We start from the raw sequence: 22569 nt of genomic DNA on the forward strand, positions 1-22569 counted from the left end.
GCGGGCCGGTGTTACTGACGAATCCCCGACTTGCCGGGCGACAGGATGCCGTTGGGATCCAGGGCATTCTTCAGCGTCTTGTGCACCTCGCGCAGCGGTTCGCCGAAGGTGCCGGCGACCTGCTCCATGAACTCGTTGTTGGTGCGGTAGAGGCCATAGCCGCGCTTGGCGAACTCGTCGATCAGCTCGGCGAAGCAGTCGTGGGCGCGCTTCGTCTCTTCCGGGTCCTGGCGGTTGTAGAGCAGGTCGATGACGTGGTGCATGTCGCGCCAGCCGACGATGTACTCGGCGACATAGTCGAAGCCGTACTTGCCGAGGATCTGCTGGGCCAGCTCGGTCTGGTCCTTGGTCTCGCTGCCCTTGGCCTGGGAGACCGGGGCGAACCACATGGAGCCACCGCCCCCACGCCAGTTGTAGAGGCCGAACTCCTGAAGGTTCATGTCACCCTTCATCAGCGCCGAGCGATACTCGAAGCCGCCGCCGCGCTTCTCGGCCTCCTCGCCGTACATGATCTTGGCCTTGCCGCTGGCGCCGAAGGCCTGCTCGATGATGTTCCAGTTGACCTCGATCTGCTCCGGGGTGCCGTAGAGGGCCGCATAGACGTTCCACTCGCCGATACCTTCATCGGCCTTGATGCGCTCGATGGCCTCGCGGGGAATGGACTCCTTGCCGTCGTAGTAGTCCTTGCGCACCACGTGGGTGCCCGCGTCCCAGAGGGTGTGCACGATCACCACGGCATTGGGGATGATCTGGGCGATACGCAGCGGCCGCAGCACATCGACGATCTCCTCGATGTCCTCGGGGTCCTGGTACTGGATGATGAAGGGACGATAGGCCGGCGGCTCCGGCATCAACCACAGCCCCATCTTGGTGACGATGCCGAAGTTGGACTGGGTGAAGAGGCCGTCGATATAGGGACCGTAGCCCCACTTGAAGACCTGCCAGGAGCTGGAGTTCTCGATGCCCCCCATGCCGGTACGAATCACCTCGCCATTGGCCAGCACCACCTCCATGCCGCACTGGAACATGAAGTGCTCGCCATAGGGGGTATAGCCCACGCCACGGTCCAGGGTATTGCCCACCGGTCCGGCAATGGCCGAGGGGGCCGGCGGATCCAACCACAGCTTGAGGTCGTTCTCCTTGATGTAGTCGTAGAGCTGCTGGTAGGTCACCCCGGGCTCGAGCAGCGCCGTGCACACCTCCGGGTCCACATCGAGAATCTGGTTCATGCGGTGCATGTCGAGCATCACCTGGCCGGTCTCGCCGGGGGCGGCGGAACCATAGCCCAGGTTCTTGCCGGTGGAGATGGTCCAGATCGGCACCTTGTACTGGTTGCAGGTGCGCACGATCTCCTGCACATGCTCGGTAGTGGTGGGCAGCAGGGCCGCGGAGGGGATGTAGTCCGCGTCATCGCCGGCCATCATGATCTTGCTGTAGGCCGCCAGCTGATCGCTCTCGGTCAGGACGCTATCGGCCCCGAGGATCTCGCGGAAACGGGCGAGGGCCGCGTCGAATTCTGCCTCGGACACGCCCTTGGGAAGAATGCGCTGTGTAGTGCTCATGGAGTCGTCTCTCGATTGTTGTGTTCGGGGGCTTACAGCCGAACCAGGAAGCTCAGCTCGGTGGCGCTGGTGGCCTCGCTGGCCGGACGCCTGACATCCCGGGTCTGGCGTGCGCTACCCGCTGCCAACGCCAGGCGGGCATATTCCCGCCCCAGCGCGGCCTGCCAGCTGCCCGCCTCTGCCGCCAGCGGTGCCGCCAACGGCCCGCGATGACTCAGCAGCTGGTGGTGTCCCGCCTCGTGGCGGCCCAGCGCCAGCACGCGGCCGCGACCGGCCAGCAGACTGGTCAGCAGCACCAGACCCGCCTCGTCGGTAAAGCCAGCCGCCAGGGTGCCGGCAGGCTGGGCATTCAGCGCCAGCGGATCGAGACGCCCTTCATAGCTGGGGGCCCAGCCCTGCTGGCGCAGCCCCAGCCCCAGCTCGGTGGTGGAGCGATCGGCGCCATAGAGGCGGATCGGGCCGTGCACCGGGGCATCGGCGAACCCGCTGTCGGCGGCCCAGGCGGCCCCCAGGGAGAGCGGCATGGCGGCCCCCAGCAGCAGGCTATTCTTCATGAGTTGTCGACGCGTCAGGTTCATGGCACTACTCCTCGCCGGTCGCGGCGGGTGCGTCATCCAGCTCGCCGCTGACCAGCGCCTGGATCAGCCCGTCGAGCTCGGCATCGCTGATCTTGGCCGTACGAAAGGCCGGCATGGCGGCCCGGCCGTGGCGCACCGTATTGCGGATGTAGTTACCACGCGCTTCCCAGGCTGCCTCGGGAGAGGCGATGGTGATCTCGGGTCCCACGGCCTTGTCCGGGGCATGGCAGTGAGCGCAGACCTGCCGGTAGACCTCGTCGGGCGCGCGGGTTTCCGAGGCGTTGGCCGCCACCGGAGGCAGCAGCAGGGCACCGAACAGGGCCAGCGCCCCGAGGGTACGTGAGGGGAGGTGCCGGGAAGGCACCGTTGTTGTGTTTTGCATGGTCAATGTCACCCGTCTGGTCGTCATGGGCTGTCGTCGAGGGAACCGGCTCGTTAGACTTTAGTATAATCAAAAGCTTAGCACCGGATACCTGCCCCATTTACCTGTCAAGAAACGTGCCGGAACTGAAAAAAGCCAGTTATTCAGGGCACTAGGAGAGCCTTCAAGCATTTCAGTTCGCTATACGAACACGCGTTCGCTAAAATCGGTTAACCATTTCATCACCCCTGCGCAAATCATCATCCTGGGCGTCACCTTCACACTCAGCATGGGTGATATCCTGTCGCCGCGCCTTATCGACGAGCTTTCCATGCCTTCAAGCACCCCCCAGTACCCCAGCGCCCGTGACCTGATGGATGCCCTGCGCTTCCTCCCGGAAGAAGGGCAGATCTGGCTCGGCGAGCAACGCATGATTCTGATGTCGCTGCAGGCATCGGCCTTCTTTCGCAACGAGCTCGTCACCACCCTGGGGGTGGAGCGCGCCCGTGGCGTCTTCATCCGCCTGGGCTACTACTCCGGCCTGCAGGATGCCGAGCTTGGCGAGTCCCTGCGCGGCGAGCGGCTCGGGCTGCGCGACAGCTTCCTGGCCGGCCCGCAGTTGCACGCCCTGCAGGGGCACGTCAAGGCGGTGCCCGGCCAGTTGGATATCGACCTGGAGAATGACCGCTTCTACAGCGAGTTCATCTGGAAAGGTTCCTTCGAGGTGGAGGTCTGGCGTGGCCGGGACACGCCGAGCACCCCGGTATGCTGGACGCTGCTGGGCTACGCCTCCGGCTATGCCACCCAGTTGCTGGGACGCGAGGTGCAGTATCGGGAAGTGGAGTGCCTGGGCTGTGGTGATGCCCACTGCCGCATCATCGGCAAGTTTGCCGAGGAGTGGCCCGACCACCAGGCCTTCTCCGCCGTGCTGCGTGAGGCCCCGTTGATCGACGAGCTCTATGAACTGCAGGCGCGAGTGGCGACCCTGGAAGGAGACCTCACCCGCCGCCAGCACGAGGATGACTGGGGCCCCATCGGCGCTGCACCCGCCTTCCGTGAGATGCTGGCCATGCTCGACAGCGCCGCCGCGGCGGATGTGCCCGTGCTGCTGCTCGGCGAGACAGGTACCGGCAAGGAGATCCTCGCTCGGCGCCTCCACGAGCAGAGCCAGCGCGCCACGGGTCCCTTCATCGCCGTCAACTGTGCGGCCATCCCGCCGGAGCTGATCGAGTCGGAGCTGTTCGGCGTCGAGAAGGGCGCCTATACGGGAGCGGTGCAGTCACGCCTCGGGCGCTTCGAACGCGCCCACGGCGGCACCCTGTTTCTCGATGAACTGGCCGAACTCTCCCCGCGTGCCCAGGCCGCCCTGCTGCGCGCCCTGCAGGAACACCAGATCGAACGCGTCGGCGGCCAGGGGGTGAAGGAGGTGGATGTGCGGGTGGTCGCGGCCACCCACACCGACCTGCTCCAGCGAGTCGAGGAGGGTCACTTTCGCCGCGACCTGTTCTTCCGCCTCAACGCCTTCACGCTCACGGTTCCCCCTCTGCGTGAGCGTCACGAGGATATTCCCGCCCTCGCCGAACACTTCCTCGCCCGCTGCGAACACCACTACCAGCGCCGCACCCTGGGCTTCTCCGACCAGGCACGCTCGGCCATCACCCAGTACGCCTGGCCCGGCAACGTGCGCGAGTTGAAGAACAGCATCGAGCGCGGGGTGATTCTCACCGACGACCAGAAGCACATCACCGAACGTGCACTGTTCGGCGACTACCGGGTACCCACACTGCAGCGGGACAGGGGGCAGGGACTGGACGAGCGGGGTCGACTCTCGGCATCAGCAGACGCCTCGAGCTCGGAAGTCACGCCCCGCCAGCAGATCCAGGCGCTGTTCCATGCCGGGCTGACCCTTGAGGATATCGAGAAGGAGATGCTGATGGCGGCCCAGGAAGAGAGCGAGGGCAACATTGCCGGCGCTGCCCGCCGGCTGGGCATGACCCGCCCCGCCTACGCCTACCGCCTGAAGAAGTACGATCTGCGCTGAGGCCGAAGCGGGCGTCGTTACCACGCCATCACTCGCAGAAGGTATTCCCCCGGGCCACCCCGGGGGACGCCATCAGCGCAGGGGGAGGCCCAGGATCTCGCGGGCCTGCCGCCAGGTCGCCACGGGGCGCTCGTACTTCTCGCACAGCGCCGCGGCGCGCTCCACCAGGGCCGCGTTGGAGGGTGCCAGGGTGTCACGATCGAGGCGCACGTTGTCCTCGAGACCGGTGCGGGTATGGCCGCCGGCGGCGATGGACCACTCGTTGAGCTTGAGCTGGTTGGAACCGACACCGGCACCGCACCACTGGGCATCCGGTGCCAGACGCTTGAGAGTCTCGATGTAGAAATCGAAGGTCGGCTTGTCGGCCGGCATGGCGTTCTTAACCCCCATCACGAACTGCACGTAGAGCGGGGCCTTGAGCTTGCCCTGCTTCGACAGGTTGACCGCCTGGTGGATATGCGACAGGTCGAAGGCCTCGATCTCGGGCTTGATGTCGTACTTGAGCATCTCCTCGGCCAGCCAGTCGACCAGCTGGGGCGAGTTCTCGTAGACGCGGTTCGGGAAGTTGTTGGAGCCCACCGAGAGGCTGGCCATGTCGGGCTTGAGCGGCAACATACCGCCGCGCTCCTCGCCGGCCCCGGAGCGGCCGCCGGTGGAGAGCTGCACGATCATGCCGGGGCAGTGCTTGTTCAGCCCTTCCAGCAGGCGGCCGAACTTTTCCGGGTCGGAGCTTGGCGTCTGGTCGTCGTTGCGCACATGGCAGTGGGCAATGGTGGCACCCGCCTCGAAGGCTGCCTGGGTGCTCTCGATCTGCTCCTCGACGGTGATCGGCACGGCAGGGTTGTTTTCCTTGCGCGGCAGGCTGCCGGTGATGGCGACACAGATGATGCAGGGGTTGGACATGGTGACCTCTCTTGGTACCGCTAGGGTACAGTGGCTCATTATGATCAGGGGGCGTCTCCCCCGTGGCGTGTGCTCGGCGTCATCGACGCCGAGCGCCGCCCCCGGGGGGCGGCGCGGATGATCGGAACCCTGGAGGCCAGGGCGCTCGATCAGAAGTCGAAGAAGACCGTTTCACCCTCGCCCTGCAGGCGAATATCGAGGCGATAACGCACCTTGCCGTCGACCTCCTCGCGCCGGGCGATCAACGTCTGGCGGCGAGTCGGCGACTCGATGCGGGAGAGCACCGGGCAGTTGGCGTTGGCCTCGACCTCATCATCGAAGTAGAGACGGGTCTGCAGGTGGATATTGATGCCGCGGGCGAAGATCGACAGATTGATATGCGGCGCCTGGGCCTGACCACTGGCGTGGACCACCGGGCCCGGCTTGACGGTCTTGAGGGTCCACTCGCTGCCGTGGTCGAAGGTGGTGGCGGTGCGCCCGAAGCTGTTGAAGGGCTTCTTCAGGTCAAACTCGCGCTGGTACTCGCCGTTGGCGTCGGCCTGCCAGGCCTCGATGAAGGCATCGCGGACCAGGTCGCCGTTGCCGTCGATCACGGTGCCGACCACCTCGATATGCTCACCCTCGGCCTCGGGGCGAGCCATCTCGTTCCAGATCTCCTCGTCGCGGGTCGGGTTGCCGGCGGCGGCCAGGGCCAGGCCGATATGCACGTAGGGGCCGGCGGTCTGGGAGGCGGTCTCACGCAGCATCAGTTCGCTGGTGGGTCGGGAATTCGGCTGGTTCATCTCGTCACCCCTGTTACTGATTTTCGAAGTAGGTCTGCAGTTCACCGCGCACCACCAGGTCGAAGCGATAGGCCAGGCAGTCCATGGGCTTGCTGCGGGCCATGTCGAGGCGACCGATCATGGTCTCCACGGCCTCGGGATCCTTGAGGGTGTGGACGATGGGACACAGCGGGATCAGCGGGTCCCCCTCGAAATACATCTGGGTGATCAGGCGAGTGGAGATCGACGGCCCCATCACCGACACGTGGATGTGGGAGGGGCGCCAGCTATTGGGATCGTTGGGCCAGGGGTAGGGGCCCGGCTTGATGGTACGGAAACGGTACCAGCCCTGATCGTCGGTCAGGCAGCGGCCGACGCCACCGAAGTTGGGGTCCAGGGGGGCCAGGTAGTTGTCGTTCTTGTGGCGATAGCGGCCGCCGGCGTTGGCCTGCCACATCTCCACCAGGGTATGGGGCACCGGCTTGCCGAACTGGTCGACCACGCGGCCGAACATGATGATGCGCTCGCCCTGGGGAAGGCCCTGGCTCTGATCCTGGCGAAAGTTGAGCAACAGGTCGTTGTCATGGGGCCCCATGCGCAGATGCCGGAAGTCGGGACCGGAAAGCTCCGAGACCGTGGGCTTCTGCATGCTGACCAGCGCTTGCTGCGGGGAGCGCGCCACGGAGGTCTTGTAACCGGGGGCATAGGCCGGCGGATGCCAGTTGCGGTCGCGCTCGACGAATCGCTTGTTGTCGTGTTGCATATCGATCCTTTCTCCTGGGAGATTTCATTGACCCGGATCAGTCTGGCGGCATTCATGTCGCCTGCCAATTGACGCCTCGCCCCCTGCTCATAACCCAGGGGTTATGCCTTATCCGCGGCCATCCCCCGCAGTGTCTCGCAGAAGGACTCTAGGGCCAGGGAAGGCGCCAGGCTGGCGTTGGTGCACATCCCCACCGATCCGCCCTGCTGCTCCAGGGAGAGCGCCAGTTCGGCCAGGCTGTCCATGCGCACCGCCTCGCGCGCGGCCTCCTCGGGCGCCACCCAGACGGCATCACTCACCTGAACGTAGTGCCGGCTGAGCGGTAGCGACAGCGTCTCTAGCTGGCGAGCCGGCGGCTCCAGGCCATGGCGCACGAAGAAACTGTCTACCTGCTGGCGCAGCGTGGTCTGCGGGGGCGGCAGCACCCAGGGGAAGCGCATCAGCTGCAGTGGCGCCAGTTGCGTCTCCCCGGCGAGCGGGTGACCGCCTCGCACGACCAGTATCAATCGCTCATAGAAGAGATGCTCGAAGGAGAGGTCGATGATCTCCCGCGCCTCGGTCATGCGCCCCACCACCAGGTCCAGCTCGCCGCGCCGCAGCCGCGAGAGCAGGAAGGCACTGGGACCGGTGACCACGTTGACGCCACACTCCCCCTCCATGCCCTCCTGCCAGCGCAGGATCGCCTCCGGCAGCAACCGGCTCTCCACCGTGGAGAGGGCCCCGACGCGCAGCCAGCAACCATCGGTTCGCCCCTCGCCGACGGCGCCGATGCCCTCTTCCAGGGCACGCAGCGCCGGACCGGCGTGACGCAGCAGGGTCAGGCCCGCCTGGGTCAGGGAGACCCCCCGGGGCGTGCGTTCGAAGAGGCTGGCACCGATAGTCTCCTCGAGCTCCCGGATGGTCTTGGAGATGCCCGGCTGAGTGATCGACATCCGCTCGGCGGCCCGGGCGAAGCTGCGCTGGCGGGCTACCTCCAGGAAGGCCTGGAGATGGCGGAGCTTGATTCGCGCATTGAGCATTCAGGCCTCCTGCCGAGGGGCATCGATCATGCCGGCGGCTGAACGGGGCTACTCGCCCCAGCCCAGCTCCTTGGCCACGGCGAAGGCATGGTTGGCTGCCGGCACACCGCCGTAGATGGCCACATGCATCAGCACCTGGCGCAGTTCGGCCTCGCTTAGGCCGATACGCTTGGCCGTCTTGAGGTGCAGGGTCAGCTCCTCGCGCCCCAGGGCGGCCAGGATGCCGGTGGTGATCATGCTGCGCTCGCGGCGGGTCAGATCCGCGTTGCTCCACAGCTCCCCCCAGGCCAGGCGGGTGATCATCTGCTGGAAGGGAGCGTCCAAGCTGGTGGCGTTCTCGGTGGAGCGCGTCACGTGCTCCTCACCCAGCACCTGCTTGCGGGTCGCAAGGCCGGTGGCGTAATCCACGCCGTTGGCGCCCACATCGCCCAGGTCCACGGCCATCACCGCCAGCAGCTTCGCGGCGAACAGGCCCGGCACCTCCACGGAGGGTACATGGCCCACACCCTCGAGGATCTCCAGGGGGGCTCCGTCGAGCTCGGCTGAAAGGGCCTCCAGTGTCGCCGGCGGCGTCGCCAGGTCCTCGCTGCCGCCCAGCAGCTGCACCTTGACGCCCTTGCCGGCGAGCTTGCCGTCGAAGGTGTCGCGGCCCAGCATCTCGCACAGCTTGGCGTAGGCCTCATCGTCGCCACGGCCCATCTGGGTGCACCAGCCCGCCTTGAGGGCCGGCTCGGCCTCGAAACAGGCGGGGGCGAACCAGCGCGGTACGATCTCCTCGGACATCGCCGCCAGGCCCTCCTGGCGCACGCGTCCGGCGCGGGTGTTCCACAGCTCGGCGTTGCCGATCACCGCCCCGGTATTGGTCAGGGTGGCGGTAAGCAGGCGCTCGCCGTGCTCGGCGATCAGCGCCTGGCCGACCACACCGCCGATGGAGGTACCCGCAAAGTGAAAGCGCTCGGCACCGGCATGGTCGACCAGCGCCAGGGCCTCGGCGGCCAGGTCAGCCGGCGTGATGTGACCGTCGCCCCAGGCCTGGCTGGCGCCATGGCCGGGAAGGTCCCAGGTCAGCACCCGGTAACGCGGCAGCAGCGACGGCAGCACGTCGTCCCACACCGCCTGGCTCATGCCCAGGGGGTGCGCCAGCACCACCAGGGGGTTGGCCTCAGCGCCGAGCAGGCGATAGGCGACGCTGCGTCCGTTGATAGTCAGAAATGCCATGGGAAATCTCCTGTTATACCCGCTCGATCAGCGTAGCAATGCCCTGCCCCACGCCCACGCACATGGTGCACAGGGCATAGCGCTTGCCGCTCTTCTGCAGTTCATGGGCGGCGGTCAGCAGCAGGCGCGCGCCGGACATGCCCAGCGGGTGGCCCAGCGCGATGGCGCCGCCGTTGGGGTTGACCCGCGGGTCGTCATCCTCGAGGCCCAGGTCGCGCATGCAGGCCAGGGCCTGGGCGGCGAAGGCCTCGTTGAGCTCGATCACGTCGATCTCGTCAAGCGACACGCCGGTCCGCTCGAGCAGGCGGTTGACCGCGGGCACCGGGCCATAGCCCATGATGCGAGGCTCGACCCCGGCGGTGGCCATGCCGAGGATCTTCGCCATGGGCGTCAGACCGTGCGCCTCGACGGCCGATTGGCTTGCCACCAGCATCGCCGCGGCGCCGTCGTTGACCCCGGAGGCGTTGCCGGCGGTGACACTGCCGCCCTCGCGGAAGGGAGTGGGCAGGCCGGCGAGCTTCTCGAGGGTGGTCTCACGCAGGTGCTCGTCCTGGTCGAAGATCAGCGGCTCCTGCTTGCGACGCGGGATCTCGATGGCGGTGATCTCCAGCGCAAAGCGGCCGGTTTTTTGTGCGGCGGCGGCCTTCTGCTGGGAGCACAGGGCGAAGGCGTCCTGGTCCTCGCGGGAAATATGGAACTGCTCGGCCACGTTCTCGGCGGTCTCCGGCATGGAGTCGACGCCGTAGGCCTTCTTCATCTGCGGGTTGATGAAGCGCCAGCCGATGGTGGTGTCCTCGATCTTCTGGCCCCGGGAGAAGGCGCTGTCGGCCTTGCCCAGCACGTAGGGCGCGCGGGACATGGACTCCACGCCGCCGGCCAGGGCCAGGTCCATCTCGCCGGCCTTGATGGCACGGAAGGCGGTGCCCACCGCGTCCATGCCGGAGCCACACAGGCGGTTCATGGTGGTGCCGGGTATTGATACCGGCAGGCCCGCCAGCAGCGCCGACATGCGTGCCACGTTGCGATTGTCCTCACCGGCCTGGTTGGCACAGCCCATGAAGACTTCCTCGATGGCGGCCGGATCCAGCGCCGGGGCTTCGGCCAGCACCGCCTTGAAGATAGTGGCGGCCATATCATCGGGGCGCACGCTGGCAAGCGTGCCGCCGAAGCGGCCCACGGCGGTGCGCCGCGGATGGCAGAGGTAAACGTCGGTCATGACCTGGTCTCCTGATATTCGCTGCGGGGCGCGGTGTCACGCACCGGCATGGGCTCGTTCGGTACGCGCTTTCAGCTCGCGCAGGATCTCGAGTTCCTTGGCACTGGGCTCCGGCGTGCTCTCGAGGGACTCGGCGAAACGGATCTCCCAGCCGGTGGCCTCGATCACCTCCTCGCGACTCACGCCCGGATGCAGCGAGACCACCACCAGCTCCTTGGTCTCGGGGTCCGGCTTCATCACGCAGAGGTCGGTGATCACCCGGGTCGGCCCCTTGCCGATATTGGGCACACCGTCGCGCCCCTTTCCATCGCGGCCGAAGCCCAGGGTAGTGACGAAGTCGACCTTGTCCACGAAGGCGCGCTTGGAGTGCTTCAGGGTGATGAACACCTCACCGGCATTCGTCGCGATTTCAGGAGCACCACCGCCACCCGGCAGGCGCACCTTGGGCTCGCGGTAGTCGCCGATCAGGGTGGTGTTGAGGTTACAGTAGCGATCGATCTGAGCGGTGCCCAGGAAGCCTACATCGATCTTGCCGCCCTGCAGCCAGTAGCGGAACATCTCCGGCACCGCCACGGTGGTCAGCGCCGTCTCGGCCAGCTCGCCGTCGCCAATGGAGAGCGGCAGCACATCGGGCTTGGTCTGCAGGGTGCCGGATTCATAGATCAGCACCACATCGGGGGCATGGGTCAGGCGTGCCAGGTTGGCGGCCTCGGAGGGCAGGCCGATGCCGACGAAGCAGGTGGTGCCGTTCTCCAGGGCGCGGGCCGCGGTGACGGTCATCATCTCGGCGGAGGTATAGTCGAGGCTCATCAGGCGTTCCCCCCTGCGTTCATGACATTCTCTTCGATCCAGGCGGTGAAGGTATCGCGATCCCGTGCGATGGCGTCCCACTCCTTGTAGAAGGCGTTGTTGCGCGGGTAGTAGCCGTGGGCATAGGAGGGCAGCGCGCCCTTCTCGGCCACGGCGATGGCGTCGATGGCCCAGCCCGGGATGATGCAGGCGTTGGGGTGATAACCCGGCTCGCTGCGCAGGTCGTCGACGATCTCCTCGACGGTGACGATGCTCTTGGCAGCAGCCAGCACGGCCTCCTTCTGCACCCCGACGATGCCTTCCACCAGCACGTTGCCGGCGCGGTCGGCCTTCTGGGCGTGGACGATGGAGACGTCCGGGCGCACCGAGGGCACCGCGGCCAGGCGCTCACCGGTGAAGGGGCACTCGATGAACTTGATCTGGTCGTTGACGCTGGGCAGCTCGCTGCCCACGTAGCCTCGAAGCACGGCCAGGGGCAGGCCCGCCGCGCCGGCCTCGAAGGCGCAGGCCATGGCGGCATGGCTGTGTTCGAGGATCTCGACCTTGTGGGGCCAGCCCTTTTCCACCGCGTCGCGCAGGCGATGCAGGGAGCCTACACCGGGATTGCCGCCCCAGGAGAAGATTACCTTCTTCGCGCAGCCCGCACCGATCAGCTGATCGTAGATCAGGTCGGGAGTCATGCGGATCAGGGTCAAGTCACGCTTCTTCTGACGGATCACCTCGTGTCCCGCGGCGAAGGGGATCAGGTGGGTAAAGCCCTCCATGGCCACGGTGGCGCCGTCCTCGACGTAGCGCGCCACCGCATCATGCAGGCTCAGGAACTCGGCCATGGGTTTTCCTCCTGGCGATTGATCTTGCCAATGTTCGAATAGCGAACTTTGATTTGTGATACGAACAAATTACTCCCACCACTCCGCATCGTCAATCCGGGGCCCAGATAGCACGCAGGGGAGGCAATGCCTCCCCTGCGTGTTCACGGGTCAGTTTTTATTTTATCTCAGGGTGTTAACCAGCGTTCAGCCAAGCCTTGGCACGCTGGACCTGACGCTGGCTACTACCAAGGTATAAGGCTGGGTCCGTCGCCTGCGCCACCGCCTCGGCATCGAGCCGCCCCTGGACCTCAGGATGCTCATTGAGCGCCTCGGCGTAGGGAGTTCCCTGCCGGCGCGCCGTCTCGGCGGCTTCGGAGCTGATCCGCTTCGCGGCATCGGTGCCGAGGGTCGGCGCCAGCAACTTGGCCACCGGCTCGGCCATGATCCCGCCGCCGGTAGCGGCCAGGTTGCGCCGCATCGCCTCGGGGTGCACCTCCAGCCCCTCGAGTAGCGCGGCGGCCTGCTCCAGGGCCCCCTCCAGCAGCAGGGCACTGTCGACCAGCGGACCCCACTCGGCATGCCACTCACCGAGCCCGCGTTCCAGCGGCTGGGCGGCAGCGTTGAGCAGCACCGAGGCGTGGCCGTGTACCTGGCGGGCGGCGCCGCGAATCAGTGCGCAACGTACCGGATTGCGCTTGTGGGGCATGGAGGAGGATTCACCCATGCCGGGGGCCGATGGCTCGGCCACCTCCCCGACTTCGGTCTGGGTCAGCAGGGACACGTCCAGGGCCAACTTCTCGACGGCGCCGGCGGCGGCATCCAGGGCCGTGCCCAGGGCATGGACCGGCTGGCGGTCGGTATGCCAGGGCAACACCGGCGTGCTCAGGCCCAGGCGCTCGGCCAGGGCATCCATGAAGTCGAGCCCCGCGTCATCCCAGCCCGAGTGCACCCCCACGGCACCGCCGAACTGCACAGGCAACTCGACGCCGGCCAGGCGCCGCCGCGCCTGCTCCAGGCCGATGGCCCAGTGGGCCACCTTGACACCGAAGGTGATGGGCAGAGCCTGCTGCATCAGCGTGCGCCCCACCATCGCCGTGCCGGCATGGGCCTCCATCAGCGTGATGGCGGCGATGCGGCAACGCACCAGCAGGAGATCCAGTGCCGCCAGGCGCGGCTTCAACAGCAGCATCAGCGCCGAGTCCACCACGTCCTGGCTGGTGGCACCCTGGTGGAAGTAGCGCTTGAGCTCATCGGGCAGTGCCGCCCGTCCCTGCTTGACGAAAGGGATCGCCGCGTTGCCGCCGCTGGCGATGCCCGCGGCGATGGCCTCCACATCGAAGGCGTGCTGGGCGAGGATATCGCGCATCTGACGACTGGCCCCGGCGGGCACGGCACCGCACGCCTCCTGAACCTCCGCCAGGCCCAGCTCGAAGGTCAGCATGGCCTGGACCATGCTCTCTGAATCGGTCTCGGCGAGTGCCGACTGGCTCATGAAGGGGTGCTGCAGCAAGGAGGCAGGCATGGTGATCTCCCGGTTTCAGGGGGCTGAGAGCTGGGCCAACCGACGAAAGCCCAATAGCGCGCAAGTGTTCGCGATTCGAACATTATGCTAGATTAGAGTTCACACCATAAACAACTAACAGCACCCCCCATTGATGGAACGCCGATGATAGCCGAGGAAGAGGTTCTCAGCCCCAATGACCGTGACTTCGTGACCGCCCTGGCCAGCGGGTTGGAGGTGATCCTGGCCTTCGACGAAGCGCATCCACGGATGACGCTCAGCGAGGTCGCCGCACGCACCAATATGAACCGGGCCCGCGCCCGACGCTTCCTGCTGACCCTCCATGCCCTGGGCTATGTGCGCAAGCAGCAGCGTGTCTTCGAGCTGGCCCCCAAGGTGCTGCAACTCGGCTATGCCTTCCTGTCAAGCAACAACTATCGCAGCGTGATCCAGCAGATACTGGAAGATATCACCCGACAGTGCGGCGAATCCTCCTCGCTGGGCGTGCTCGACGGCGAGGAGGTGACCTACGTTGCCCGTTCCTCCTCACGCCACCGGCTGATGGCCATCACCCTGTCGGTGGGTACCCGCCTGCCCGCGGCACATACCTCCTTAGGTCGGGTACTGCTGGCCCAGCTGCCGGATGAAAAGCTGGACGCCTGGCTGGAGCATGCGGTGCTGCAGAAACATACCGACAAGACCATCATCGACAAGGACGAGCTGAAGGCCTGCATCCTCGAGGTTCGCCGCCAGGGCTACGCCATCGCCGACCAGGAGCTCGACTCCGGCCTGCGTTCCATCGCGGTACCCGCCTTCGATGCCAACGGTCACCTGCTGGGTGCCATCAATATCAGCACCAATGCCGCCCGGATCGATCACGATACCCTGATGCAGGAGTACCTGCCGCTGCTGCAGCAGAAGGCACGCGACATTCGCACCACCATCAGCTGATATGCCAAGGAAAGCCTCGTGCTGGAGATACTGACGATCACGCTGCCGATCTTCCTGCTGATCGGTGCCGGCTTCCTGGCGGCGTTTTCCGGGTTGGTGAGTCGCGACAACATGCAGGGCATCGCGACCTTCGTGATGTATTTCGCCCTGCCCTCGCTGCTGATCCGCGCCCTGACCGCCACCCCGCTCGAGGAAGCCCTGAATGTCGGCTACCTGCTGGCCTATGGGCTGGGCTCGGTGCTGGTATTCGCCGTGGGGCTGACCCTGTCGCGCTGGCGCGGTCATTCACTGGATGCCGCGGCCATCCATGCCCTGGGCATGTCCGCGGCCAACAGCGGCTTTATCGGCTATCCGGTGGCGGTGATGGTCATCGGCGCACCGGCGGCGATCTTCATGGCGTTGAACATGGTGGTGGAGACCATGCTGATCATCCCCGTGGCGCTCACCCTGGCCGAGGCCAGTCGCCACAATGGCGGTGGGTTTTCCCGGGTCGTCCAGAAGACACTCACCAGGCTCTCGCGCAACCCGGTGCTGATCGGCCTGCTGATCGGCGTGACCCTGGCCCTGACCGGCTGGCAACTGCCTGGCCCAGTGAGCCAGTCCGTCGACATGCTTGCCGAGGCCGCCGGGCCGGCCGCACTGTTCACCATCGGCGGCATGCTGCATGGCCTCAAGGTACGCGGCATGGCGGCCGACATGGGACAGGTCGTGATCGGCAAGCTGCTGCTTCACCCCCTGGCGGTACTGGTCTTCTTCCTGCTGCTGCCCGACGCGGATCCACTCATGATCGCCGCCGGCCTGCTGTTCGCCTGTGCGCCGATGATCAGCGTCTACCCGCTGTTCGGCAAGCAGTTCGGGCAGGGCGACACCAGCGCCGCGGCACTGATGGTCGGCACCCTGGCCTCCTTCCTCACCATCAGCCTGATGATCTGGCTGCTGACCCTGTTCGGCCTGCTGCCGCTCTAGGCGGCCGCCTGCATCAACGCCTCCAGGGCGGCACGATAGCCCTGGCTGCCGAGGCCGGCGATCACCCCGTCGGCACGCAGCGAGACGTAGGAGTGGTGACGGAAGCTTTCGCGCTTGTGCACGTTGGAGAGGTGCACCTCGATGACCCGGCCCTCGAAGGCGTTGAGGGCATCGAGGATCGCCACCGAGGTGTGGGTGTAGGCCGCCGGATTGATGATGATCGCTGCGGTGCCATCGAGGCGCGCCGCCTGGATCCAGTCGATCAGTTGCCCTTCGTGGTTGCTCTGCCGGCAGGTGATCTCCCAGCCCCCCAGCGCTGCCTGCTCGTAAAGCGCGTTGTTGATGTCCTCCAGGGTCTCGTGGCCGTAGATCTCCGGCTGGCGGGTACCCAGCAGGTTGAGGTTGGGGCCGTGGAGTACCAGTACCTTGTTCATGCGATGCAAGATTCCTTTTTGATCAATCCTTGGGATTTACGTCCTGTTCCGCCGGTTCCAGCAGCCGCTGCCAGGCCTCGATGACCACCCGGCGGTGCTCCTGAAAGGCCTCGTTGCGGCCGAGGGCCGGCTCGCGGGTGAGCGAGGCGCGGTGGGCGGCGCTGCGCAGGGCCAGGTAGGCCTCGCGCAGGTGCTGGCACTCCCGGGCCGGCAGCCGCTCGGTAGTTTCCAGGGTCTCGAGGATGCGCATGTTGTCGCTGTAGGCCAGCAGCTCCGGGGTCTCGTGGCCCATGGCCAGCACGGCGTACTGGCAGAGGAACTCGAGGTCCACCATGCCGCCGGGGTCGTGCTTGAGGTCGAACTCCCCCTCCCCGCTCTTGCCAGCCAGGTGGTCGCGCATCTTGTGGCGCATCTTCACCACCTCCTCGCGCAGAGCCTCGACATCGCGCTCACGGCCGAGGATCTCGCGACGCACATCAGCGAAGCCCTGGGCCAGCCGCGGATGCCCCGCCACCACCCGGGCCCGCACCAGCGCCTGGTGCTCCCAGGTCCAGGCCTCGCGGCGCTGGTAGTCGGCGTAGGCATTGAGCGAGGTGACCAGCAGCCCGGAGTTGCCCGAGGGACGCAGCCGCATGTCCACGTCATAGAGGGTGCCGGCCGGCGTCACCGCGGTGAGCAGGTGGATGATGCGCTGCCCCAGGCGGGTATAGAAGACACCGTTGTCCAGCACTCGCCGGCCATCGGTCTCGCCCTGGGTGGCGCCATCGTGGATGAACACCAGGTCCAGGTCGGAGCCGTAGCCCAGCTCGATGCCCCCCAGCTTGCCGTAGCCGACGATCAGGAAGGCGGGGTCACGGTCGGCGCGTCCGCCGTCGGCCAGTTCGGGGAAGCCGTGCTTGCGGGTCAGGTGCTTCCAGGCCATGGCCAGCACCGCCTCGAGGATCACCTCGGCGATATAGGTGAGATAGTCGCTCACCTTCATCAGGTGTCGGGTGCCGGCGATATCCGAGGCGGCCACGTGCAGCGTCTGGGCGTGCTTGAAGACCCGCAGGGCCTCGAGCTGGGCCTCCTCGTCCTCCTCGGGGATCCGCGCCAGGGCCTGGCGCAGCTCATCGGCGAGTCGCGACTTGTCGGCGGGGGTGTAGAGGGTCTCGGGGGTCAGCAGCTCATCGAGCAGGATCGGGTAGCGCGCGATGTGTTCGGCGATCCATGGGCTCGCCGCACAGAGCGTCATCAGGTGGCCAAGGGCGTCGGGATTCTCGCGCAGCAAGGCCAGGTAGGCGGTACGTCGCAGTACCGACTCGATCAGCGGCAGCACTCGCTCCAGGGCGGTATCCGGGGTGTCGCTCGCCGCGACGGCATCCAGCAGCAGCGGCAGCAGGGCCTCCAGCCGCTCGAAGCCGATGCGCTGCATGCCCTGTACCTGCCGGGAGTGATAGAGCGTAGCCAGCCGACGCGCCGCGGCGGCGGGATCGGCGAAGCCGGCCTCCTCCAGCAGCGCCGTCCCCTCCTCCTCGTCGAGTTCGCCGCGCCACAGCGCCCGCCACTGCTCCAGGGGAATACCCCCGGCGGTCGCCTCGGTGACCTCCTCCACCTCCTCCTCGGGCTCGGCGATCACCGCGTCGAAGTGGCGGCGTACGCGGGTGCGGGCCTCGTCGAGGCAGGCCATCAATGCCGGCCAGTCCTCCATGTCCAGTGCCAGGGCGACCCGTTCACGGTCGAGCTCGTCAGCGGGCAGGCTCTGGGTCTGGCGATCCTCCAGGGCCTGCAGGGCGTGCTCCAGGTCGCGCAGGAAGACGTAGTCGGGGAGCAGCTCATCGACCACTTCGGCGGGCAGCAGGCCGAGTTCGGGCAGGCGCTCCAGGGCGCTCTTCAGGGAGGTCACCTGCAGCTCGGTATCGCGTCCCCCGCGGATCAGCTGGAAGGCCTGGACCACGAACTCCACCTCGCGGATACCGCCGGGACCGAGCTTGATATTGCCCTCCATGCCCTTGCGGCGCACCTCGCGGTTGATCATGCCCTTTAGCTCGCGCAGCGACTCGATGGCACCGAAGTCGAGGTACTTGCGATAGACGAAGGGGCGCAGCCCGGCGAGCAGCTCGGCGCCGGCATCCAGGTCGCCGGCCACCGGGCGCGCCTTGAGCATGGCGTAGCGCTCCCACTCGCGCCCCTGATCCTGATAGTAGCCCGAGAGCGAGTTGAAGCTGCCGACCAGCGGGCCGCCGTCGCCAAGCGGGCGCAGGCGCATGTCGACGCGGAACGCGAAGCCGTCGGCGGTGACCGCATCCAGGGCACCGATCAACCGCTGCCCCAGCTTGGTGAAGTACTCCTGGTGCTCGAGGGACTTGCGGCCACCCTCGGTATCGCCGTTCTCGGGGAAGGCGAAGATCAGGTCGATATCCGAGGAGAGGTTGAGCTCGCCGGCGCCGAGCTTGCCCATACCCAGCACCACCAGGCGCTGCTCGCTGCCATCGCGACGCGGCGCGGGGCGCCCCCAGCGAGGCTCGAGGAAGCGTTCCAGCCAGGCCAGTGCCGCCTCCAGGCAGGTCTCGGCCAGCCGCGATACCGCCGCCGAGGTGGCCCACATGTCGATGCCTTCCGGGCGAGTCAGATCACGCCACACGATGCCGACCATGCGCGCCCGTCGGAAGCGACGGATGGCGGCGTGCATGGCCGCCTCGTCCTCGGCCTCCTCGAGGCGTTCATCGAGCCAGCCGCGCATGACCTCGGCATCCGGCACGGCATCCAGCTCACCATTGGCGTCCAGGTGCAGCAGCCAGTCGGGATAGCGCACCAACGTCTCGGTCACGAAGTCCGATATCGCCAGGACCCGGGCCAGCTGCTCACGACGCGGCTCGGCGAGGCCCAGCCAGTCTTCCAGAGGAGAGTCACGGTCGGTCATCTCCGCCAGGCTCTCGGCCTGGCCCAGCGCCTCGGCCAGCCTCACCCGGGTTCGCTCCAGCGGCGCCTTGAGGGGCTCTGGAATATCGATCAGCGGCAGAAAGTCATCGGGCAGGGGCATGGGCGTCTCGCATCCGAATTGGCGAATACCCCCAGCATAGCGAAGCGGGGCCCCTGCTGGCATCCGCCATGACGGCGTATCAGCCGAAGAATTTCTGTCCCAGCAGCAACAGCCAGGTCAGGCCGGCAAGCAACAACGACAACATGACGGCGGCGGAGCCGAGGTCCTTGGCGCGCCCGGAGAGCTCGTGACGTTCGGGACCGATACGGTCCACGACACTCTCGATGGCGCTGTTGAGCAGCTCCACGATCAGCACGATCGCGCAGCTGCCGAGCAGCAGGATCCACTCCACCGGCCCATCGCCGACCCACCAGACCAGCGGCAGCAGCAGCAGGCAGAGGGTCAGCTCCTGTCGAAACGCCGACTCGTGGCGCCAGGCGGCCTTCAGCCCCTTCAGCGAGTAACGGGTGGAGTGCACGAGGTGACGCCAGCCGGTATGTCCGGGTTTCATCGTCGATTCCTTGGAGTGTTGGCCAGGCCGCTCAATGGTTGTCGATCATCTGCTCGAGGTCCAGCGCCAGGGGGTCCAGCACCTCCGGCCAGCTCAGGTAGGGGGTGCTGCCCGTGCCGTTGACCAGCACGCTGAAGGCTCCCCAACGACCGCTGGCGGTGCGGAAGTAGCCGCTCACGGCGCGCACCGTCACCGGCTGGTTGAGGGTGCCAGTCTTGAGCATCACATGGCGCTGGAAGGTATCGGAGCCTCGCCGGATGAAGCGCATGACGCCATTGGCCGGGGACTGCAGGGTCGCCGCGAAACTGGGGAACAGGGAGGGACGGTGGTAGAGGCTTTCCAGCAGCGCATTGGCACCGCGGGCCGAGGTGCGGTTCTCCGGTGTCAGTCCACTGCCGCTGAGCAGGGTCACCGGTCCGTGGTCCGGGATGCCGGCCACGAAGGCCTCGATGGCGGCTCCGCCTGAGCGCAGGTCGGCGCGGGGCGTCTCCACCAGGTTCAGGGTCAGCATGTCGGCCATATAGTTGTTGGAGTAGTGCATGGCGCGCAGCAGCAGCTCCTGCAGCGGCTTGCCATCCACGGCGGCCAGTGTTGCCGCAGCGGGTGGCGGAGACGCCTGGGTGGTATCCGCCCCGCCGGTGACAGTGATCCCCGACTGGTCGAGCATCGCCAGCAGCGTCAACGCCATCTGGTCGGCCGGATCGGAGCTGGCCCGGTAGATATCACGCGGGTGGGCATTGGTGGAGATCTGGCCGCTGAGCAGCATCACGTCACGCCCGTCGCGGGTCACGCGCTCGGCGCTGATCTGGGTGCCGCTGTTGTCCGGGCGGGTCACCACGCGGTTGTCGATGGCCAGGATGGCCGCCTGGCTATCGCAGCCAGTGACATTCGCCGGTTCGCCGGGCGCCTCCGCCGGAGCCACGTTGACGCACCAGTTGCCATAGTTGACCCCGGCCGAGGAGAGCAGCGCACTATAGGCGTGACGGGTACGCTCGCGGGCCTCGCAGCGGTCGGTGGTGATGCACTCCACCGGTCCGAAGCGCCACTGGCTGACCAGCAGCCTGCCGCTCACCTCACGCACCCCCGCCTGGTACAGCCGCTGCACCAGGCGCCACAGATCTTCAGTGGTCAACGCCGGTTCGCCACCGCCATCGAGGATCAGGTCGCCATGCAGGACACCCTCGGCATCCGGACGCGCCTCGCTGACCAGCCGCGTGGTGAAACGGTGCTGCGGGCCCCAGCGATCCAGGGCCGCCGCGGCCAGGTAGCTCTTGCTCACCGAGGCGGGGGAGAGCTGTCGCTCCGGCTCGATGGCCGCCAGCACGCTATCATCATCCAGCAGCCGCGCCTCGGCACTGAGATGAAACCCCTTGTCGGTCAGGCGAGAGATGCTATCGAAGCCGGCTGCCTGTACGGGCAGGGCGAGAGTCAGCGGCAGGATGAGGGCAGCAAGGCGAAAAAGGCGCATGGCAGGGCTCGTTCAAGGAGGTTGTGTCGTGGGCGTCAGTGGGCCGAGACGGAAGAGAACAGCTGAATCACTGCAACGCCACCGATGATCATGGCGATCCCCAGGAGTGCCGGCAGGTCCGGCTTCTCGCCATAGAGCACGACGCCCGCCACGGTCACCAGCACGATGCCGAGGCCCGCCCAGATCGCATAGGCGATGCCCACCGGGATGGTGCGTAACACCAGAGCCAGCAGATAGAAGGCCAGAGCATAACCCACCACCACGGTCACGCTCGGCCACAGCTTGGTGAAGCCCTCCGAGGCCTTCAGGGCGGTGGTACCCACCACCTCGGCGACGATCGCCAGGGCCAGGTAGACGAATGCCATCAATGCTCTCCTTGCTCTGCGGGAACCAGTGCGGGATCGGGCGAAAGCTCGGCCACCAGCCGCCACAGCGGCTGACCGCTGACGTGGTACTTCCTCTCGAAGGGCGTCAGGTAAGTCTCGCCGGGAATGTGAGGCTCCACGGCCGCCTCCACCCCGGTGGCCTGCTGCAGCGCCAGGCAGAACTCCTCCAGATAGAGCCGCCAGTTCGAGCGCAGCTCCAGGCGACCGCCCAGAGCCAGGATGAAGGGCAACACCGGGTGGCCATGCCAGCGCAGCTTGAGAAGCGACGCCTTGGGATAGGGATTCGGATAGAGCAGGTAGTGACGAGCCGGCCGCCAGCCTGCCCGGAAGGCGAGTCGCCAGAAATCCACCAGATCGGCGCGTACCAGCAGCGCATTGTCGGGCAGTGGACCGTGCTCCCGAGTCAGCCGACTGTCGCTGCGATCGACGCCGATCACCGCATGGTCGGGAAAGGCCTCCGCCAGCCGGCGAGTGGAAATGCCCACTCCGCAGCCGGCATCCAGGATCAGCGGCATGTCGCTGCGCGCCTCTCGCCAGCGCGCAGCGGATCCGAAGGCCTCACGGGTGTGCTCGGCGACCGGCTTGCGCCACGGGTGCTGCAGGGCCCGCGCCACGCGCGCCTCGAGCCCCTGGTGCGGACCCGCCTGGTTGGTGACGATGCGGCGAGAAGTGGCTTGCATGACGACCTGCTGCGACGTGAAACGAGCGCTGATTCTACCAGCCCCGCCAGGCCGCCGCATGACAGCCCGAACGCAAAAAGCCCCGACCATCTCACGATGCTCGGGGCTTTTCTTAATAAGTGCCTGAGGATGATCCGGCCGGCGCTCCGGGGGCCGGCACTCCGGGACTTTACTCGTCTCATCCTGAGACTCGCCCTTCGGGCCCGCTGAAGCGGTTCCCGTTTGTTCCCGACAAACGGGCCATGGGAAGACCCCTGGAACGACGAAACCCCAGCCATGGGCTGGGGTTTCTGAATAAGTGCCTGACGATGACCTACTCTCACATGGGGAGACCCCACACTACCATCGGCGCTGAGCGGTTTCACTGCTGAGTTCGGCATGGGATCAGGTGGTTCACGCTCGCTATGGTCGTCAGGCGAAAAACGGTGATTCATGCTGACGAGACACGTCTCTGCGTATCCGGCGTCGTGGGTCATCACAGACCCCTTGGGTGTTATATGGTCAAGCCTCACGGGCCATTAGTACCGGTTAGCTCAACGCCTTGCAGCGCTTCCACACCCGGCCTATCAACCAGCTGGTCTCGCTGGGCCCTTCAGGAGGCTCAAGGCCTCGGGGAGATCTCATCTTGAAGGGGGCTTCCCGCTTAGATGCCTTCAGCGGTTATCC

General features: G+C 66.6%; 21 protein-coding genes and 2 rRNA genes. 3 read left to right on the top strand and 20 right to left on the bottom strand.

Annotated elements, in window-relative coordinates; all coding sequences use genetic code 11:
- Window positions 1-11 precede the first annotated feature (11 nt).
- From LWH48_RS10295 to LWH48_RS10305, 3 genes are read right to left on the bottom strand one after another with little or no spacing between them, the layout of a single operon-like run.
- Window positions 12-1562: an FAD-binding oxidoreductase gene (locus LWH48_RS10295; protein WP_232912493.1), complete on the bottom strand. Its 1551-nt coding sequence runs from the start codon at window positions 1560-1562 to the stop codon at window positions 12-14.
- Between the two features lie 32 nt (window positions 1563-1594).
- Window positions 1595-2140 (bottom strand): hypothetical protein, encoded by a 546-nt coding sequence (locus tag LWH48_RS10300; RefSeq protein WP_232912494.1) that lies wholly within the window; start codon window positions 2138-2140, stop codon window positions 1595-1597.
- Window positions 2141-2144: 4 nt separating this feature from the next.
- A complete protein-coding gene (locus tag LWH48_RS10305; protein ID WP_232912495.1) occupies window positions 2145-2522 on the bottom strand; it encodes a c-type cytochrome in 378 nt (125 codons plus the stop codon).
- Window positions 2523-2832: 310 nt separating this feature from the next.
- Between LWH48_RS10305 and LWH48_RS10310 the strand changes: the two genes are divergently transcribed.
- Entirely contained in the window at window positions 2833-4542 is a 1710-nt protein-coding gene (locus tag LWH48_RS10310; RefSeq protein WP_232912496.1) for a sigma 54-interacting transcriptional regulator, read from the top strand.
- Window positions 4543-4614: 72 nt separating this feature from the next.
- On the opposite strand, the gene LWH48_RS10315 is transcribed toward LWH48_RS10310, so the two are convergent.
- From LWH48_RS10315 to LWH48_RS10355, 9 genes are all read right to left on the bottom strand, one after another.
- Window positions 4615-5445, bottom strand: coding sequence for a 3-keto-5-aminohexanoate cleavage protein (locus tag LWH48_RS10315; RefSeq protein WP_232912497.1), 831 nt, complete (start codon window positions 5443-5445; stop codon window positions 4615-4617).
- A gap of 149 nt (window positions 5446-5594) precedes the next feature.
- Window positions 5595-6227 (bottom strand): protocatechuate 3,4-dioxygenase subunit alpha, encoded by a 633-nt coding sequence (gene pcaG / locus LWH48_RS10320; protein ID WP_232912498.1) that lies wholly within the window; start codon window positions 6225-6227, stop codon window positions 5595-5597.
- A 13-nt stretch (window positions 6228-6240) separates the two neighbouring features.
- Window positions 6241-6969, bottom strand: a complete 729-nt coding sequence (gene pcaH / locus LWH48_RS10325) for a protocatechuate 3,4-dioxygenase subunit beta (RefSeq protein ID WP_232912499.1) — start codon at window positions 6967-6969, stop codon at window positions 6241-6243.
- A gap of 101 nt (window positions 6970-7070) precedes the next feature.
- Entirely contained in the window at window positions 7071-7988 is a 918-nt protein-coding gene (gene pcaQ, locus LWH48_RS10330) for a pca operon transcription factor PcaQ (protein WP_232912500.1), read from the bottom strand.
- 48 nt (window positions 7989-8036) lie between these two features.
- Window positions 8037-9206 carry an alpha/beta fold hydrolase gene (locus LWH48_RS10335; RefSeq protein ID WP_232912501.1) on the bottom strand — a complete coding sequence of 390 codons (1170 nt, stop codon included), beginning with the start codon at window positions 9204-9206 and terminating at the stop codon, window positions 8037-8039.
- A gap of 13 nt (window positions 9207-9219) precedes the next feature.
- The gene (gene pcaF / locus LWH48_RS10340; protein WP_232912502.1) at window positions 9220-10422 is read right to left on the bottom strand and encodes a 3-oxoadipyl-CoA thiolase; all 1203 of its coding nucleotides are present in this window, start codon (window positions 10420-10422) and stop codon (window positions 9220-9222) included.
- Window positions 10423-10458: 36 nt separating this feature from the next.
- Window positions 10459-11232, bottom strand: coding sequence for a CoA-transferase subunit beta (locus LWH48_RS10345; protein ID WP_232912503.1), 774 nt, complete (start codon window positions 11230-11232; stop codon window positions 10459-10461).
- Window positions 11232-12062, bottom strand: a complete 831-nt coding sequence (locus LWH48_RS10350; protein ID WP_232912504.1) for a CoA transferase subunit A — start codon at window positions 12060-12062, stop codon at window positions 11232-11234. The genes LWH48_RS10345 and LWH48_RS10350 overlap by 1 nt, the downstream gene beginning before the upstream one ends.
- 175 nt (window positions 12063-12237) lie before the next feature.
- Window positions 12238-13566, bottom strand: coding sequence for a class-II fumarase/aspartase family protein (locus tag LWH48_RS10355; RefSeq protein ID WP_232912505.1), 1329 nt, complete (start codon window positions 13564-13566; stop codon window positions 12238-12240).
- Between the two features lie 144 nt (window positions 13567-13710).
- On the opposite strand from LWH48_RS10355, the gene LWH48_RS10360 reads away from it, so the two are divergent.
- Window positions 13711-14496: an IclR family transcriptional regulator domain-containing protein gene (locus LWH48_RS10360; protein WP_232912506.1), complete on the top strand. Its 786-nt coding sequence runs from the start codon at window positions 13711-13713 to the stop codon at window positions 14494-14496.
- Between the two features lie 18 nt (window positions 14497-14514).
- Window positions 14515-15462, top strand: a complete 948-nt coding sequence (locus LWH48_RS10365) for an AEC family transporter (RefSeq protein WP_232912507.1) — start codon at window positions 14515-14517, stop codon at window positions 15460-15462.
- Here the strand turns inward: LWH48_RS10365 and aroQ are convergent.
- The 8 genes from aroQ to LWH48_RS10405 all read right to left on the bottom strand — a co-directional run.
- Window positions 15459-15896, bottom strand: a complete 438-nt coding sequence (gene aroQ / locus LWH48_RS10370; protein ID WP_232912508.1) for a type II 3-dehydroquinate dehydratase — start codon at window positions 15894-15896, stop codon at window positions 15459-15461. The two genes, LWH48_RS10365 and aroQ, sit on opposite strands and share 4 nt — an antisense overlap.
- A gap of 22 nt (window positions 15897-15918) precedes the next feature.
- The gene (gene glnE, locus LWH48_RS10375; RefSeq protein WP_232912509.1) at window positions 15919-18918 is read right to left on the bottom strand and encodes a bifunctional [glutamate--ammonia ligase]-adenylyl-L-tyrosine phosphorylase/[glutamate--ammonia-ligase] adenylyltransferase; all 3000 of its coding nucleotides are present in this window, start codon (window positions 18916-18918) and stop codon (window positions 15919-15921) included.
- Window positions 18919-18997: 79 nt separating this feature from the next.
- Entirely contained in the window at window positions 18998-19369 is a 372-nt protein-coding gene (locus LWH48_RS10380) for a diacylglycerol kinase (RefSeq protein WP_161430502.1), read from the bottom strand.
- 31 nt (window positions 19370-19400) lie between these two features.
- Window positions 19401-20837, bottom strand: coding sequence for a D-alanyl-D-alanine carboxypeptidase/D-alanyl-D-alanine endopeptidase (dacB, locus tag LWH48_RS10385; RefSeq protein WP_232912510.1), 1437 nt, complete (start codon window positions 20835-20837; stop codon window positions 19401-19403).
- A 35-nt stretch (window positions 20838-20872) separates the two neighbouring features.
- Entirely contained in the window at window positions 20873-21205 is a 333-nt protein-coding gene (locus tag LWH48_RS10390) for a DMT family transporter (protein WP_205743475.1), read from the bottom strand.
- Window positions 21202-21903, bottom strand: coding sequence for a tRNA (guanine(46)-N(7))-methyltransferase TrmB (gene trmB, locus LWH48_RS10395; RefSeq protein WP_232912511.1), 702 nt, complete (start codon window positions 21901-21903; stop codon window positions 21202-21204). Before trmB ends, LWH48_RS10390 begins: the two co-directional genes overlap by 4 nt.
- A gap of 300 nt (window positions 21904-22203) precedes the next feature.
- Window positions 22204-22319: ribosomal RNA gene (rrf, locus tag LWH48_RS10400) — 5S ribosomal RNA — on the bottom strand.
- Window positions 22320-22400: 81 nt separating this feature from the next.
- Window positions 22401-22569: ribosomal RNA gene (locus tag LWH48_RS10405) — 23S ribosomal RNA — on the bottom strand; the annotation flags it as partial.

It is taken from the genome of Halomonas sp. G15 (assembly GCF_021282295.1).
Taxonomy (GTDB): Bacteria; Pseudomonadota; Gammaproteobacteria; order Pseudomonadales; family Halomonadaceae; genus Halomonas; species Halomonas alimentaria.